The following is a 1,498-nucleotide window of genomic DNA, read 5'->3' as shown; positions in this document are numbered from 1 at the left end:
ATGAACTGTACCCCGAATCATGGACACTTAAAAAAAGCCCTATGATTCGGGGTTTTTGTGTATTTTTATCAAAAAACCTCGTTATAATGGATCCAACGATAGAAATGAGGTACGGAGAATGAGTAAAATTATTTTTAATGAGATTCAAATGAAGCAGCTGAAAAAAAATAGAAATGTAGTAAAAGCGTCGGAACGTTCGATTAGCTATTGTCCAGATTTCAAAGTAAGAGCGGTAAAAGAAAATCAACAAGGAAAAGGTCCTAGCCAAATCTTTTTAGAGAATGGGTTTGACTTAGCTGTGATTGGTGAGGAGAAACCAAAACAATGTTTGAAACGTTGGCGAAGAACCTTTGAACAATTTGGTGAAGAAGGATTTTATACAGAACGCCGCGGGAAAGGAAGCACGGGACGTCCTTCGGAAAAACCTCTCTCTTCCGATGAAAAATTAAAGAAAGCGGAAGCGCGTATTGCGTTCTTAGAAGCGGAATTGACATTCCTAAAAAAGTTAGAAGAACTCGAAAGGCAGGCGTTACAGAAGAAGCGTTAACACCACGAGAAACATACACACTGATTGAACAAACCATACGTCGATTCCAATTGCCACGTATGGTGCGTTATCTTTGCACACTGGCTGGGGTAAGTCGGAGTGGATACTATGCGTGGCTTCATCAGACAGAGAAACATCTAGAAAAAGAACGCAATGATGAAACAGATTATGAATGGATCCAAGAAATTTTCAATCGAAAAAGGAAAACATGTGGTGGTCGTTCTATCAAAATGGTGTTGGAAAAGACAAAAGGAATTTGTATGAACCTCAAACGTATTTACCGTATTATGCGTAAATATAATCTTGTGACAAAGATTCGCCGAGCGAATCCTTATAAACACATCGCAAAGGCGACACAAGAACATAAAACATGTCCGAACCTTTTAAAACGCCAATTCAATCAAGAAGAGCCTGAAAAAAGTATGTTAACGGATATTACCTATTTATTTTATGGAAAAGGAAAGAAGGCTTATTTATCATGTGTAAAAGACAGCACAACACGAGAAATTTTAGCCTATCATGTCTCCTCTTCTTTACAAATGGATATCGTCTATCAAACATTAAATAACTTGAAAGAGAGATTAGGAGAAAGCATCCATTCTGAAGCGCTTCTACATTCAGACCAAGGTATTCATTACACACACCCTGAATTTCAGAAACGCGTAAGGGAAATGGGAATCAGACAATCTATGTCCCGTAGGGGCAATTGTTTAGACAATGCACCAATGGAATCCTTTTTTGGTCATATGAAAGATGAATTAGATTATAAAGATTGTCAAACCTTTGAATCCCTCGAGCTCAACATAAGGGAATATATGAAGGAGTATAATTATAATCGTTATCAGTGGACATTAAAAAAGATGGCTCCGATTGAATATCGGAACCACCTTTTAAGTGCTTGATTTTTCAGGGCTTTTTTATTAAACTGTCCATTTTATAGGGTACAGTTCA

The 1,498-nt window shown here is 37.4% G+C and carries 1 protein-coding gene; it reads left to right on the top strand.

Annotation, left to right across the window (positions count from 1 at the left end; translation table 11 throughout):
* The first annotated feature begins 118 nt into the window (after positions 1 to 118).
* A protein-coding gene (locus ACUXEY_RS28090) for an IS3 family transposase (RefSeq protein ID WP_461302077.1) occupies positions 119 to 1,449 on the top strand; the annotation gives its coding sequence in 2 pieces (ribosomal slippage) (positions 119 to 506 and positions 506 to 1,449; 1,332 coding nt in all).
* Positions 1,450 to 1,498 lie beyond the last annotated feature (49 nt).

This window comes from Bacillus sp. F9_6S_D1_P_5, assembly GCF_054823925.1.
Note: the sequence above shows the minus strand (reverse complement) of the source record. Positions and strands in the feature narration are given on the sequence as shown.